Source organism: Maribacter sp. Hel_I_7, assembly GCF_000688315.1.
In the GTDB taxonomy this organism is placed as follows: domain Bacteria; phylum Bacteroidota; class Bacteroidia; order Flavobacteriales; family Flavobacteriaceae; genus Maribacter; species Maribacter stanieri.
Genome location: NZ_JHZW01000002.1, coordinates 2,010,693 through 2,026,543 on the forward strand (window position 1 = coordinate 2,010,693; position 15,851 = coordinate 2,026,543).

General features: G+C 32.0%; 11 protein-coding genes. 10 read left to right on the forward strand and 1 reads right to left on the reverse strand.

Translation table 11 applies throughout. From position 1 onward, the window contains the following. The first annotated feature begins 3 nt into the window (after window positions 1–3). From P178_RS21790 to P178_RS0110290, 4 genes are all read left to right on the forward strand, one after another. On the forward strand, window positions 4–1,650 hold the full coding sequence (locus tag P178_RS21790; RefSeq protein ID WP_051638234.1) for a metallophosphoesterase: 1,647 nt from the start codon (window positions 4–6) through the stop codon (window positions 1,648–1,650). Between the two features lie 47 nt (window positions 1,651–1,697). Next, window positions 1,698–3,578, forward strand: coding sequence for a cytochrome-c peroxidase (locus tag P178_RS21795; protein ID WP_051638235.1), 1,881 nt, complete (start codon window positions 1,698–1,700; stop codon window positions 3,576–3,578). 49 nt (window positions 3,579–3,627) lie between these two features. Beyond that, window positions 3,628–5,391, forward strand: coding sequence for an SGNH/GDSL hydrolase family protein (locus tag P178_RS0110285; RefSeq protein ID WP_027066148.1), 1,764 nt, complete (start codon window positions 3,628–3,630; stop codon window positions 5,389–5,391). 538 nt (window positions 5,392–5,929) lie between these two features. Beyond that, on the forward strand, window positions 5,930–6,880 hold the full coding sequence (locus P178_RS0110290; RefSeq protein WP_155941610.1) for a hypothetical protein: 951 nt from the start codon (window positions 5,930–5,932) through the stop codon (window positions 6,878–6,880). A 232-nt stretch (window positions 6,881–7,112) separates the two neighbouring features. Here the strand turns inward: P178_RS0110290 and P178_RS0110295 are convergent, their stop codons facing one another. Further along, window positions 7,113–8,243 carry a hypothetical protein gene (locus tag P178_RS0110295; protein WP_027066150.1) on the reverse strand — a complete coding sequence of 377 codons (1,131 nt, stop codon included), beginning with the start codon at window positions 8,241–8,243 and terminating at the stop codon, window positions 7,113–7,115. Between the two features lie 422 nt (window positions 8,244–8,665). On the opposite strand from P178_RS0110295, the gene P178_RS0110300 reads away from it, so the two are divergent. The 6 genes from P178_RS0110300 to P178_RS0110330 are packed head-to-tail and all read left to right on the forward strand — an operon-like array spanning window position 8,666 to window position 15,632. After that, window positions 8,666–10,414 carry a class I SAM-dependent DNA methyltransferase gene (locus P178_RS0110300; protein WP_036146042.1) on the forward strand — a complete coding sequence of 583 codons (1,749 nt, stop codon included), beginning with the start codon at window positions 8,666–8,668 and terminating at the stop codon, window positions 10,412–10,414. Continuing rightward, complete coding sequence (locus P178_RS0110305; protein WP_027066152.1) at window positions 10,414–11,346, forward strand: DUF4268 domain-containing protein; 933 nt, start codon at window positions 10,414–10,416, stop codon at window positions 11,344–11,346. The genes P178_RS0110300 and P178_RS0110305 overlap by 1 nt, the downstream gene beginning before the upstream one ends. Further along, window positions 11,346–12,674 (forward strand): restriction endonuclease subunit S, encoded by a 1,329-nt coding sequence (locus tag P178_RS0110310; protein WP_036146045.1) that lies wholly within the window; start codon window positions 11,346–11,348, stop codon window positions 12,672–12,674. The genes P178_RS0110305 and P178_RS0110310 overlap by 1 nt, the downstream gene beginning before the upstream one ends. A gap of 11 nt (window positions 12,675–12,685) precedes the next feature. Beyond that, on the forward strand, window positions 12,686–12,940 hold the full coding sequence (locus P178_RS0110315) for a hypothetical protein (protein WP_027066154.1): 255 nt from the start codon (window positions 12,686–12,688) through the stop codon (window positions 12,938–12,940). After that, a complete protein-coding gene (locus P178_RS22655) occupies window positions 12,940–14,085 on the forward strand; it encodes a DUF1643 domain-containing protein (RefSeq protein ID WP_051638236.1) in 1,146 nt (381 codons plus the stop codon). The genes P178_RS0110315 and P178_RS22655 overlap by 1 nt, the downstream gene beginning before the upstream one ends. Next, complete coding sequence (locus P178_RS0110330; protein ID WP_027066155.1) at window positions 14,082–15,632, forward strand: RNA-binding domain-containing protein; 1,551 nt, start codon at window positions 14,082–14,084, stop codon at window positions 15,630–15,632. The genes P178_RS22655 and P178_RS0110330 overlap by 4 nt, the downstream gene beginning before the upstream one ends. Window positions 15,633–15,851: the final 219 nt, after the last annotated feature.

Consider the following 15,851-nt stretch of genomic DNA (forward strand, 5'->3'; position numbering starts at 1 on the left):
ATTATGATGAAGAAAATTACCCAAATAGTAATGTTGCTTTTTACTGTGTATTCATTTTCGCAAACGGAAATAGTAGAGACTGCAATTGTTGAATCTATAAATAGCGCACCATCTATAACTGTAGAGAGGGGACCGTATTTACAAAGCGGAACACCTACAAGTGTAATTGTAAAATGGAGGACAAATATTGCAACAGAATCTGTAGTTAATTACGGTACAGTATTAAGTTCATTGTCGATGACTAAAAAGGATACTTCTTTGAATACTGATCATCAAGTGACTTTATCTGGTTTGGCTCCGAACACAAAGTACTACTTTAATATTGGTAATAAAGGTGAAGTTTTATATCAAGATCTTCTAGGAGATATGTATGTGATAACGGCACCAGTTAATGGAACAAAACAATTTGTTCGTGCATGGATATTAGGTGATCCTGGTACAGCAAATAATAGTCAAAGAGAAGTGCGAGATGCCTATTATGATTACGTAGCCACAGCTCCAATAAACACAGGAAAAACTGACATGATGTTGTTCTTGGGTGATAATGCTTATAACACGGGTAAAGATGCTGAATATCAAAATGCCTTTTTTGATGTTTATGGAGATATGTTTAAAAAGTCTGTAGCATGGTCATGCTTAGGAAATCATGATGGTCAATCAGCAGATTCAGCTACACAATCTGGACCTTATTATGATATTTTTACTTTTCCAACAGAAGGGGAAGCTGGGGGTACAGCCTCAGGTACAGAAGCCTATTATTCTTTTGACTATGCCAATATTCATTTCATCATATTAGATTCTCATCATTCTAGTCGCGAAGTTGGGGGGGCTATGTATAATTGGGCACTAACAGATATTCAGAATACTAAAAATGATTGGATTGTTACCTTATTTCACCATCCAGCATATTCCAAGGGATCTCATGATTCTGATGAGGATCATAGACCTATAGAAATGAGAGAAAATTTTATGCCAATGTTAGAGGCTAATGGGGTTGATTTAGTTTTAAATGGTCATAGTCATTCTTACGAGCGTTCTTATTTTTTAAACGGACACCAAGGTTTTGCAAATACTTTTAATCCAGATGAAATTTCTAAAGGTGGGCATACCGTTGGTTCAACAGGCCATGGAGATGGAAAAGCGGACAGCAATGGTGCATATGAAAAAGGTAAAGATGCAACTGAAGGTGCTGTTTATATAACTACAGGTTCTGCAGGTCAAATATCAGGTGGAGATTTAAATCATCAAGCCATGTATATATCCTTAAATCAACTAGGCTCTTGTGTTATGGAGGTAGAAGATGATGGTAAAGGTGGGCAAAATTTGATTGTAAAGTTTATTAGGGAAAATAATGAGATCGATGATTATTTTACGATAAACAAAACAGGAATTGTAACACCAAATGTTAACGAAAATAATTCAGGTCAAGAAAGTAAAATACTTACGTATATAGCAGATAGTAAGTTAATTACTATTGCTGTAAATGAGAAAGAACGTTTAAAGAAGGTGAAATTCTATAATAGTATAGGCGAATTGGTTAGCAAAAGTAGAAGAGACATCATCAATGTAAGTAAGATGGCAAAAGGCTTATATGTTGTTGAGGTTGTTACAAATAAAAAGACATATACAGAATCTGTTACTATTAAGTAATCTACTAATTACGCTAATGTAAAGCGTATTAATATCTCTAGTCAAAAATGAAAAAGGGATGTATTTTATTAGGGTCAGTATTTATCTGCTTTTTTATCTGGTCAGGTAAAAAGGTAGAGTATGCTGTCTCTGAGACTATTCCAGAAAAACTGGAGAAAGTATATGCAATCAATTTTCAAAGTTTCAAAAACGAAGTAGAAGTATTAGTAAGCCTAGCCGATAATTCAATGTTTGGAAATGAATTACAATTGCAAAGGCAAGTTGGAAAAACGAGACTGGCTTATAAAAAGATTGAATTTATTTTCGATTATTACCAATCTGCATATAATGGAGCTTATATTAATGGGGCTCCTTTACCTAAAATAAGTGAATATTTTGAAGGAGGAAATGTTATTGAACCATCAGGTTTGCAGGCGTTAGATGAAGCTGTCTTTGAAGAAGCTTCCAAAGAGCAATTAAAACGCATAAAAGTATTAGCAGCAGGATTAAGAACACATGTTGATTATGTTTCAAAAATACATTTTCCACTTCAATTAAAGCCCAGTCAAATTATTGAAAGTATCAGATCAGGATTGGTACGAATTTTTACTTTAGGTATTACTGGTTTTGATACACCAGGATCTGTAAATGGAATACAAGAAAGTTATGTAAGCCTTCGGAGTATGAAAAATGCATTAATGTATTTTGAAGCAGATATCCAGCCCCAGGCCAAGAGTAAATTCAATACTATCAAAAAACTCTTTGAGAAAGGAGAAAGCTTATTAAGCTCTAATACAAGTTTTAATGATTTTGATAGAATGGTGTTTTTAAAAGAAGTAATTAATCCTTTGTATGCGGGGTTATTGGAGTTTCAGAATTTAAATAGTATTAAACTAGAACCATATAGAAAGCATGCGCAAGACTATAAATCAAAAAACATTTTCGATGTCAATTTTTTGAGCACTAATTTTTATTCAGAATTAGTGTACCTACCATTAGACAACCCTAAGACAATTGACTTAGGAAAGATGTTGTTTGAAGATGCGCAGTTATCCAAGAATAATACAATGTCTTGTTTAAGCTGCCATAATCCAAATCTGGGTTTTACTGATGGGCTACCTAAAAGTGCATCAAATAAAGAAGGATTTTTTACTGCAAGAAATTCTCCAACTGTAATAAATGCCGGATACGCTACGCGATATTTTTGGGATATGCGTGAGTTTAACTTAGAAAAGCAAGTAACTCACGTCATTGATGATAATTTAGAGTTTAATACCAGTTTTGATACAATAATTAGGAAGTTGAATAAAAATTCTAACTATCAAAAACTGTTTAAAACTGCTTACGGCGGCATTGTAAAAAATGATATTAATGAGCGTTCAATAAGCAATGCTATTGCGGCTTATGTTAATTCTTTAAAATCATTTAATAGCCAGTTTGATAAGTATGTGCGAAATGAAATTAATGAATATCCAGAGAGTGCTAAAAGAGGCTTTAATTTATTCATGGGTAAAGGAGCTTGCGGTAGTTGTCATTTTGCACCAATTTTTAATGGTAGTGTACCTCCTTTTTACGTAGAATCTGAATCGGAAGTTTTAGGGATAATACAAGGTTTTGATTCAATTAATCCAAAATTAGATGAAGATTTAGGTAGAATGAAAAATGGGTTAAAAGCAGATAACTATCCTTTTTTTAAAAATTCTTTCAAAACTGTTTCTATTAGAAATATAGAATTAACAGCACCTTATATGCATAACGGTTCATTCCTTTCTTTGGAAGAGGTTTTAGAGTTTTACAATCTTGGTGGTGGTGCAGGAATGGGATTGCCAGTTGAAAACCAAACATTATCTAGTACTCCATTAAATCTGTCCAAACAAGAAATTAAAGATATCATTGCGTTTATGGAATCTCTAACAGATATAGAGAGGTTTATAACTTTAATGAATTAGCTGAATAATTTAAAATGAGATAATTTTTATTGGAACTAATTATACTATGATGAGAAAATCATTAATATTATTACTGTATATATTTATTGTGCATAATTCTTTTTCCCAATCGGAAAAGAAAATAGAATGGTGGAACCCGGTCAATAGTGTAGTTCCGGTAATTTCAGGTCAAGCTTGGCCCAATGAGGTGAAATCTGTTTATCACCGATTTCCGGAAAGAGCAGAAAAGTCTATTAGAGAAAAAGTTTGGAATTTATCTAAACAGTCAGCAGGTTTGTCTATACGTTTTTGGTCTAATGCCGACAGTATTCTTGTTAAATATCAGCTTAAGGAAGCTATCGATATGGTGCACATGCCTGCTACAGGAGTTAGTGGTTTAGACTTATACAGTAAAACGTATGATGGGGAATGGCTTCGTAGTTGGGGGTCTTATTTAATTGAAACAAAAAGCAATTATTCTTTCAGAATTGACGATGATTCTGAATCATATAAAAAATATGGTAGGGAGTATCAGCTATTTTTACCACTTTATAATGAAGTTGAGGTTTTAGAAATAGGTGTAGATTCAAAATACTCTTTCGAGGTGCTCCCAATCAGAAAAGAGAAGCCTATAGTTGCTTACGGAACTTCTATTTGTCAAGGAGCATGTGCTTCACGCCCAGGAATGGCCTGGACTAATATATTAGAGAGAAATCTTGAAAGACCAATCATTAATCTTGGCTTTTCAGGAAATGGAAAATTAGAGACGGAAGTCATAGGTCTAATGACTGAAATTGATTCAAAATTGTACATTTTAGATTGTTTGCCAAATTTGAATCCCAATACAGATGACACATATTCACTTACGATAGATGCGGTAAAAAAAATTAGATTAAAAAGACCTAATGTACCTATAATCCTTACTACGCATATTGGTTATGCAGATGAATTGACCAGAAAGAAAAGTGCTGAAGAAGTTATAAAGCTTAATAAGGAATTAGAAAGAGCTCATAATGACTTAGAATCAGAAGGAATAGAAAATATTTTTCTACTAAAAAAGCAAGATTTAGCCTTTGGTTTTGATATGTATGTAGATCATATACATCCAAATGACTATGGTATGATCCAATATGCGATGGTTTATGAGGAATTAATTAGAGAGGTCTTAAAAGAATCGATTGGAGATTTAAGTACTACTACCCCTAAAACCCAGAGTAGAGATATTGATGTTTATAAATGGGAAGAAAGACATCAAGAAGTACTTGAGCTAAATAAAGTGGATGAGCCAAAAATATGTCTTTTTGGCGATTCAATAATCAATTTTTGGGGAGGAGAGCCAGTATCATCCATAGCCAGAGGGCAAGATTCTTGGGATGGTATTTTGAAACCTTTAGGAGTTCGTAATTTTGGATTTGGATGGGACCGAATAGAAAATGTTCTCTGGAGAGTATACCATGATGAACTTGATGGTTTTGAAGCTGAACAGATTATTTTAATGATAGGTACTAACAATATAAATTCTAATAGTGATACTGAAATAATTATAGGTTTAGAAACATTAATAAGAGCTATTAAAATCCGTCAACCTAAAAGTAAAATTTTAATGATAGGAATATTACCTAGAACTGGTAAAGAAAAACTGATAAAAGAACTAAATCTTAAAATAGCGCAATTAGCAGTTTTAGAAGCTGTAGATTTTAGAAAGATAGATGACCAATTATTGCTTATGAATGGAATAATAAATGAATCATTATTTACAGATGGGTTACACCCTAATCGTGAAGGTTATATGATTATGGGAAAGCAGTTAGAAAGAATTATAAAAGATAAATAATCAGTTGTAGAGTTGATTGCCTATTTTATTTTTTGTAAATAAAGGTTTCAATTCAAAAATAGATTAGAAATTAAAAAGCCTCTGAAATTTCAGAGGCTTTAAACTTAGTAGCGGGGACTGGACTCGAACCAGCGACCTTCGGGTTATGAGCTCACCAAAACCTTCCGTTTTTCCCGTATTTATTGACTTGTTGTAATGAAAACGTGTACGTTTCCGTGTACGCTAATTATACATTTAATAAAATTGAAAAATACATGTTTTTTTTGAATTTTAAAATAGCAATCAATTTTCATTGAACTTCAACTAACGTCGTCATAGAACTTCTCTCAATCAATATTTTGTAATAAGGGGTGATTTATCAAAGAGATAGTTTTATCAAAAGATATTTGTTAATTGTAGTAAATATTTTACAATTAACCATCTTCTAAACCGTTGGTATAGAACTGTTGTGTTGGTATTCACGACATACTATTTAACTATCTTAATTATGATAACATATTTCAGCAGGATTAGAAAGTTTATGATTAATAAGAATAGATTGGGAAAGTATTTTTATTACGCTATAGGTGAGGTTATTTTAATCGTACTTGGTATTCTTATAGCTGTAGAAGTCAATAATAATAATGAAAATAATAAATCAAATCAAAAAATTGATTTGATAATGCAAGATGTTTTAATCGAATTGTCTAGAAATATTGGCAATACACATTCTCTATTTCGTTTCTATAATCAGAAAGATTCTATTTATAAAAAGTATGTTAATTATGAATTTTCGTTTGATGAGCTGACAAATGAAGAATTATATGAAATATATAATCTTACTCAGGATATTACAGAGATAGAATTAGGTCAGTTTGCATATGAACATTTAACAAATAACCTTGATGTAATTCCTTCCAAATATAAGGAAGCTGTAGAAGATTTGACAAAGTTAAATTTGTCTGATAAGAAAGGAGTAGAGCTCTATAATATAAAAATGGATGAGTTAGTTAATGATAATACGACCTATCGTGTACAAAATAACCCATTTTATTCATCCACAAAAATGCTTAGAGATGATTTGATCAAAATTATTTTAGATTGGAGATTTAAAAATGAAGCAAAGCATTACTGGGATACTGGAATTAATGGTCATTTGAATTATGCCCTAACATATAGAGATAAAGCGATAAAATGTTATCAGAAAATTGCCAAATCATTAGATAGACCTATTATTGACCAAAGTTTTATGGTAGACGAAAAAACTTTCGAACTATGGGAGGGTGTATATTATTCGAGAATTTTTCCCGAAAGAACATTGGAAGTTTTTGAAGTAGAAGAAAGACTTTATTATGTTTTCGGTAATGATAATGTTGAATCTGAAATTATACCATTTTCGGTATCTAATGGTTTAGATAGTCATGGTAATTATTTTTCAATAAAAGTTACTGCACGTGATACTACAATTATAAATGAATATGATTTGTATAGTAAAGTCAACAATCACTAAAATGACTTTTGTTAACTTTTTTAAAGTGAGTTTGATTAGGAAGTTTGATAAATAATTTATCTCATTTAAGAATGGTTTTGTAAAGCGATGAAAATCTTAAATAATGTGATTTGAAAATTAGAAAATCTATAAAACGAATGCTTATTGACTAAACAGTTATTTTACCGAAGGCTCATACATATGCGAAAAAGAGTAGGAGTAAGATAAATTATTTTTTGTTTTAGTTAAATAACTATAGAAGCGTATCACGATTAATATTTTCAAATAATTTATCTTCTTTTTCTATTAATGGGTCATACCAATCAGCCTTTTGATTTATCCAATTTAACCATTCTTTTAGCTCTAAAGTCATTTTGTTATTCTCTATAGCATTAAGCTCTACAGCTTTTATATAGTTACGTAAATCCATTGATTTTTGCCAGCGGCTAGAGTGGTTTATAACAGACTTGAAGGTTTCTAATTCTTTAGCTCTTCGTAATTTTAATTCTTCTTCAATTTTTTTCTTCCGCTCATATTCTTTGTGCCAAATTTCCCTCTCCTTTCTTTCCTTAATCTCACGCTTAGCCCTGAGCTCTAGATAAGCTAAAATGTCAGGTAACTTGTGCTCTAGTAATTTATTTTTGGAATCACTCCAAGTATATTTATGAAAGTTATCAAGTTTAAGTGTTAGTTTACCTGAAGGAAAATATTTAGCTTCTTTCCAATCGTATTTTGGGTGTTGCTCCATTACCCTGATGTTGCTTTCTCTAATTCTTATATAGTATGTCTCTCCAAAAACAATTAGTTTGGTGCCGTTATGATTAGCATATTGTTGATTAGCGTGCACGACTAAAGAATGTCCTCTTCTATTTAATAGCTTGATTAGTGCATCAGTGAAAATTAATGCTCTTTTTTCTAATTTATTAGAAACATTAATGGATAATACTCCTTCTTTTGGCGGGTCAATTCTGGTATATTTTTTAGCCTTTTTAATTTTTGTAAAATACTCTTTAGCTGTTTTAACTAATTTATCTGGTTTATTAAGTTTTGTTGTTATTATTTGAGGTAATATATTGTCACTTTTTATATCTCTAATTAATAAATCTAACTCAGTTAATTTACTTAAAACTGGTTCTCCTGAAATACGTTTAGGTAATATTATATCGCTATTGTCAATAGAACTTTCTAATAGGGGAATTGGAGCCACTATCTTTCCGTATTTTATCTTAGACCAATGACCTTTTAGGGGTAAAGGGATATCTTTTTTTTTGCATAATTCTTTAAAAGCATTATTAGTTATCGCAAATTCTTGAATAATTTTTGAGATTGGTTTCGACCATACTAATTCGTATAATTCTAATCTTGAAAATGTCTTGTTATTCATTTTATATTTTAACCATATTTATAATTTATTAGATAGGCATTTATAAAATAAAGGAGAGTACTGATTTTTGGAATCATTTGGTATAAAAATTATATTATAATTAAATATGCGTTAGAAATTTGCTTTACGGTTTTCCGTAATCAAAGATTTGCAATAATGAATAACTTGTGAGAATATTCCGTGTATGCTAATTATACACTTATAAAGTTGGAATTATAAGTTGTTTATTCAACTGTCTTATGAAAATGAACAAGAACCTATTTGAGTTTAAAATTACAGATTAGGATTTTTTTATTATCTGAACTTGTCGATGAGTTGGAAATTGAAAATGTAACTTTTAAATGGGAATAGGGTCGCTATAATTTAGAACTTTGTTATCTTCAATTTTTATTCCCCCTAACAATTTTAATTTAGAGTATTCTATGACTAACATAAAAGAGTCAGCTAACTTTATATGGTCTATTGCAGACCTTTTAAGAGGTGATTATAAGCAAAGTGATTACGGCAAGGTAGTATTGCCGTTAACTGTTCTAAGGCGTTTAGATTGTGTGTTGCAAAACACCAAACCTGATGTAATAAAAAAGTATAATCAGGTGAAGACAATGAGCATACAAAATCTTGACCCCATACTTAATAAAGAGGCAGGTTATAACTTTCACAATAAAAGCCCTTTCAATTTTGACAAGTTAATAGCAGACCCAAATAATATAGCCTCTAACCTTAGAAATTATATTAATGGATTTTCAGAAGATGCCAGAGAAATCATAGAGCAATTTGAGTTCGATAATCAGATTACAAAGCTAGATGATGCCAATCTACTTTTTATGGTCTTAAAACGCTTTCAGGAAGTTGATTTGCACCCTCAGCGTATTTCTAGTATGGAAATGGGCTATATGTTTGAGGAGCTTATAAGAAAGTTTGCTGAAATCTCTAATGAAACAGCAGGAGAACATTTTACACCTAGGGAGGTTATTCGGTTAATGGTCGATTTGTTGTTCATGAATGACAGGGAAATTCTAACCCAAAAAGGAATCGTAAAGACAATTTTTGACTGTTGTGCGGGTACAGGGGGCATGCTGTCTGTAGCAGAGGAATATTTAGTAGAATTAAACCCAGATGCGCGCTTAGAGGTATTTGGTCAAGAGCTAAACCCAGAGTCCTATGCTATCTGCAAATCGGATATGCTAATTAAAGGTCAAAACCCTTCTAACGTTGCAAAGGGCAATAGCTTAAAGCGTAAAGATGATACCAAGCTAAAAGGTGATCAGTTTGTAAACCAGAAATTCGATTATCTAATTACAAACCCTCCGTTTGGTGTAAAATGGGGTAAGGTGCAGAAAGAGGTGAAAGACGAACATGAAGAATTGGGTCACGGTGGGCGTTATGGGGCAGGTTTACCTTCGGTAAGTGATGGTTCTTTTTTGTTCCTGATGAATTTAATGTCTAAGATGAAACCTAAAGAACAAGGTGGTTCTCGTTTAGCAATTGTTTTTAATGGTTCACCTTTGTTTTCCGGCTCGCCTAGCAGCAAAAAAAATGAAAGCACTATACGACAATGGATAATTGAAAACGACCTCTTAGAAGCTGTTATAGCTCTCCCTAATCAATTGTTTTACAATACAGGTATAAGTACTTATATCTGGATAATTAGCAATCATAAACCTGCTGAACGTAAGGGTAAAGTGCAGCTTATTAATGCTATTGACTTCTTTAAAAAAATGAGCAAGTCATTGGGAGATAAACGTAATGAGTTAAGTGAAGAACATATAAAAGAGATTACAGCTCTTTACGGGAACTTTAAAGAGAGTAAGTATTGCAAAATTTTTGATAATGAAGACTTCGGTTATTCTAAAGTAACCGTAGAACGTCCAGTTTTAAAAAATGGTAAAATAGTTACCGATAGCAAAGGCTACCCAAAACCAGATAGTAAATTACGCGATACCGAAAACATACCTCTAAAAGAAAATATTGCTAAGTATTTGAAACGGGAAGTATTGCCTCATGTGCCAGATGCTTGGATAGACGAAAAGAAAACGAATATTGGTTACGAAATTAACTTTACCAAATACTTTTATGAGTACAAGCCATTAAGGTCTTTAGAAGAAATAAGGGCTGATATTTTAGCATTGGAGGAAGAAACTGATGGTTTAATTAAACAAGTTATAAGGTAATGAATAAAAGATTAGGGAAATTAAACAAAGTCAATTTAAGGGAATATTGGGCGCATGAAGCTCTTGACTTTACCCAATGGTTAGCAAAAGAGGAAAATATTCAGTTATTAAGTGACGAAATAGGTGTTTCGCTTGTCAATGTTAGACCAGAAGAGGCTATAGGGAGATATAATGTTGATTTAGTGGCTACCGATGAAGATTCTGAGCGTAAAGTGATAATAGAAAATCAATTAGAATATACAGACCATAAACATCTAGGTCAAATAATTACATATGCATCTGGTTATAATGCCAGTATGATAATTTGGATTGTTAAGGAAGTTAGAGAGGAACACCAAAAAGCAATGGAGTGGCTAAACAACAACACTTCAGCAGATTTAAGTTTCTTTTTGATTCGTATGGAATTGTGGCAAATTGGTGATTCACCTTTTGCTCCAAAATTTCATATTATAGTTGAGCCTAATGACTGGGCAAAAGCATTACAAGAAAGCACTACTGCAACTAAAGAATTGACCGATACCAAATTAAGTCAGTTAGATTTTTGGAAACAGTTTATGGATTATGCTAAATCCAACAATACTATTTTAAGAATAGGTAGAAAAGCTAGAGCGCAGCATTGGTATAATATAAGTTTTGGGACTTCTGATGCACATATTGCTTTAACAATAAGTACGAGGGACAATGTTATAGCATCAAGTATTTATATATCAAGGTCACCAGAATTATTTGACAAATTCAAGTTAAACAAGGAGGCTATAGAAGAAGGATTGGGGTTCTCTTTAGAATGGCAAGAATTAGAAGGACGTTTAGCTTCAAGAATTACCGTTGGAAGAAATGCCGACCTAAAAAATGAAGAAGAGTGGGAGACCTATTTTAGTTGGCTCCTTGAAAAGGCTGAAAAAATGGCTAAAGAATTTTCTAAATATTATTAATGAAGGGTTACGAAACATATAAAGATTCTGGTGTAGAGTGGATTGGTGAGATTCCAGCTTCTTGGAAACTGAAGAGAATTAAACATACTACTTATGTTAAAGGACGAATAGGCTGGAAGGGGTTAAGGTCGGATGAATTTCTAGAAAAAAGTGATAGTTATGTAGTGACTGGTACAGATTTCAAAAACGGAATAGTAAAATGGAATACTTGTTATCAAGTTCCAAAGGATAGGTATGATGAAGACCCATTTATACAGCTTAAAGAAGATGATTTGTTAATCACAAAAGATGGGACTATCGGGAAAATTGCTGTTGTGAAGGATATGCCGAAAATAGCAACCTTAAATAGTGGTGTCTTTGTTACTAGACCTAAAACGGATGATTATACCTCAGAATATCTGTATTGGGTCTTGGAGTCTGATGTATTTAAGTCATTTTATGATTATAATAAGTCTGGTTCCACAATTCAACATCTTTATCAAAATGTCTTTAATGAGTTTAAGTTTACATGTCCTGCTTTAGAAGAACAAAGAAGTATAATTAATTACCTCGACCAAAAAACAATTCAAATAGATAGGTTAATAGCCAAAAAAGAGCAACTCATTCAACTATTAGAAGAAGAGCGTACTGTTATTATAAACCAAGCAGTTACCAAAGGTCTTGACTCTACAGTACCAATGAAAGATTCTGGTATTGTTTGGTTGGGTGAGATTCCAGAACATTGGGAAGTTAAGCCATTAAAGTATTTGGTTGAAAGTAACAAGGAAAGTTTATCTGAACAAACTGCTGATGACTTGGAAATAAATTACATTGAAATTGGAAATGTTAGTACTTCTGATGGTATTCAAGAATATACCAGTTATAAATTTAAAAATGCTCCTTCAAGAGCGAGAAGAATAATTTCTAAAGGGGATGTAATTGTATCCACGGTAAGAACATATTTGAAGGCGATAGCATCAATTGATGAAGAGTTTGATGGCTTTATTGCATCAACGGGATTTGCTGTCTTGACACCAAAATTAATTGTATCAGAATATCTTGGTTATTTAGTAAGAGACGAAGGATTTATTGGGGAGATAATTTCATTGTCAAAAGGTGTAAGTTACCCATCTATAACAACTCAAGATTTGAACAATATTAAAATTGCACTTCCAAGTAAAGAAGAGCAAATTAATATAGCTGAATCAATTAAAAATAAATTTTATAAAATTGAGAATACAACACTTTTAATTTCTAATGAAATTAGCTTGTTAAAAGAATACAAAACTACATTAATTAGTGATGTGGTTACAGGTAAAATTGATGTTAGAGAAGAAGTGTTAAGTTAGAATTTTACAATATGAAATTTAAAGAGATAAGCGAATTATTTTCAGCACTCCAACAAGCAAAGTTAAACAATGAGGTAGAATGGGAGTGTATAGGTAAATCAAGATACAGAACCAACTGGAATGATCAAGAAATAGAAGTTGATAGAAGAAATAACATTGATAAAGATGTTCAGGAAATATATCTAAAGGTAGAAGACTTTGAAAGTACATATACATCAAGTACAGAAGAGTTTAATATTCTGGCAAAATTTATTGAGAGAATTTAATGGAAGCAATAATTAATAGGGTTAAGGGTATTATAGATTTGTGTTGGGATAGTTTCTCGGCAAAAGTTGGTTGTGGTCTTATTGTTATTAATAAAGAAGCTTCAATGCAGTTACAGTTTGCGTACTTGATCAAAAATAGTTTGGACTTGGTTGTATATAACGAAGACGAATCTGTTGAACTAGAGCTTGAAATGGGAATTCGAGTTGGTGAGAAAACTAGAGTTTGCGATATTATAATTCATATTGAAAAAGGAACGGATAAAATTGAGTTACCCATTGAATTGAAATGCTATAGGAATATAAGTTCATCTAGTGGTAAGTTAAGAGGTGCGCAAGACCTCTTTAAATTTGGAGTTTATGAAGATTTAGAGTTGTTGGAGTCTTATGTTGGTGATAACCGTATATCGGGAGTACAATTAACTATGACTGATGCTCGAAATTTTGTGTTTCCAAGAAATAAAAATGGTAAAAGTTGGGATTATGATATCTCTGACGGACATAGTATTGCAAATGGAATTGAGTTAAATACTCCAATAGGAGGGAAAGAAGTATCTATTATTTTGAAAGGTAGTTACAATTTTACATGGATAAATAAAGGAGCATTTTATTTCTTAAAAATGCAGTCTAATGAGCATAAGTGGGTTTATGCGCATAATGAAGATAATACTGCTAGATATACTTTGGGTAAGGTAGGAAATCGGAATTTAATTTGTGTAGGTATTAACCCTAGCACAGCAACTCCAGATAAACTAGATACAACACTAAGGAAAGTAAGCAACATAGCAGAACAAAAAGGATATGATGGTTGGTTAATGCTCAATGTATATCCTCAACGAGATACCTATCCAGAAAACTTAGGTACAGAAAGTGATGCATATCTTATTAAAGAAAATAACAAAGCAATTAAGGAAGTGTTGAGTAGCTATGATTTTACTGATTTATGGGCAGCATGGGGAACAACCATAGAACACAGAGCAAATTTAAAAGATTGTTTAACTGAGCTTTCTAAAAATTTTAATTCCTCTTATAGGTGGCTTCATTATGACGAACTTACCAAATATGGTCATCCAAGACATCCATTATATGTATCCTATGATAAAGAGTTTTCAGAATTTAATATTACCTCTTATCTTGAAAGTCTATGAGTATATTAGTTGGTATAGAAGAGTTGTTGTCAGGGAGTGTCGTAGAAGGCACTCGTATGGAGTTTAAAAAAGGTTGGAATCCTACACCTATAATGCGTTCTGTTTGCGCTTTTGCCAACGATTTTGAGAATGAAGGGAGTGGTTATATTATAATTGGTGTTGAAGAAGTTGATGGTAAACCTATACGACCTGTTTTTGGGTTTAACCCTGCCCAACTTGAAAAGGTTGAAAAAGAGCTTTTGGGGTATTGTAATACTATAAAGCCTTCATATTTTCCAAGAGTTTCACTTGAAAGTATTGATGATAAACATGTTTTGGTATTATGGATTCCGGCAGGTAGCAACAGACCTTATGAAGTTCCTGACGATGTTATCGCTAAACATAAAACCTATAACTATCGTATTCGTTTTCAGTCCAATAGTATAGTTCCGAATAAAGAACAAGAAACAGAGTTAATTCAATTGACCTCTAAAATTCCTTTTGATGATAGGGTAAATACGCAAGCCAGTATTGACGATTTAAGTTTCTCTTTAATGAGAGAACATTTACAAAAAACTAAAAGTAGATTATATCAAGAAAGTGATTCTATGACTGTTGAAGAATTGGCAGAAAAAATGAACCTATCTCAGGGAGCAAAAGAACATCTGTTTCCTAAAAATGTGGGCTTACTTATGTTTTCAAACCATCCAGAAAAGTACTTTAAGGGTATTCAAATAGATGTTGTGGAATTTCCTAAAGGAGTTGCTGCAAAAGAGTTTAATGAGAAAATTTTTGAAGGAGCAATTCAAAAACAATTGATAGATGTGCTTTCCTATATAAAGACAAATGTTATAAAAGAGAAAGTAATTAAACATGTCAATAAGGCTGCTTCTGATAGGGTTTTTAATTATCCGTTTAATGCTATAGAAGAAGCTTTGTCTAATGCAGTATATCATAGAAATTATGAGTTGCAAGACCCTATAGAAGTAAGAATTTTGCCAGAAGCTATTGAGATAATAAGTTTTAATGGTGCAGACCCTGCTTTAAAACAAGCTGATTTTGATAAGGGTATTGTTAGAGCTAGGCGTTATAGAAATAGAAGAGTAGGGGAGTTTTTAAAGGAATTGAGACTTACAGAAGGTCGTGGTACAGGTATACCTACTATTGTAAAGGCTTTAAAAGATAATGGGTCTAGTGAGCCAAAGTTTGATACTAATGAGCCAGAAAGAACTCATTTTTTAATTGAGTTACCTATTCATGATACATTTATAGATGTAATGAGTAAAAATGTCGAAAAGTATGTACAAATAGCAAAATCATTAGATAAGCTTCAAATAGAAATATTGAAGTATGCTTTAGAGCCTGTTAAGAAAAAAGAACTGTTGGAAGATTGTTTGAAGATGTCAAATCAGACTAAAAATTTTACCACTCATATAGAACCGTTAATGGATATGAATTTAATTAGTATGACGTTACCAGATAAACCAACTAGCCAATTGCAAAAATACTATACTTCTAACTTAGGAAAAGGAGTCCTTCATGTTATTAAAGAAGGAGAGATAAAATAGGAGTTAATAAGAGAATAAGTAAAAATGTAAATAAGAGAGAAACTTAAAAAGTAACTAAGGTAGTAACTAAGTTAGAAGTTGAATGAAGAAGAAGGAGAGAAACTTATAAAGTTGATAAGAAGATAATACATACAGCATCTAAGAGAGAAGTTAAACAAGATGTAGAAGGAGAAACTAAGTTAGAAGTTAAGAGAGAAACTTACAAAGTAACTAAGGAGG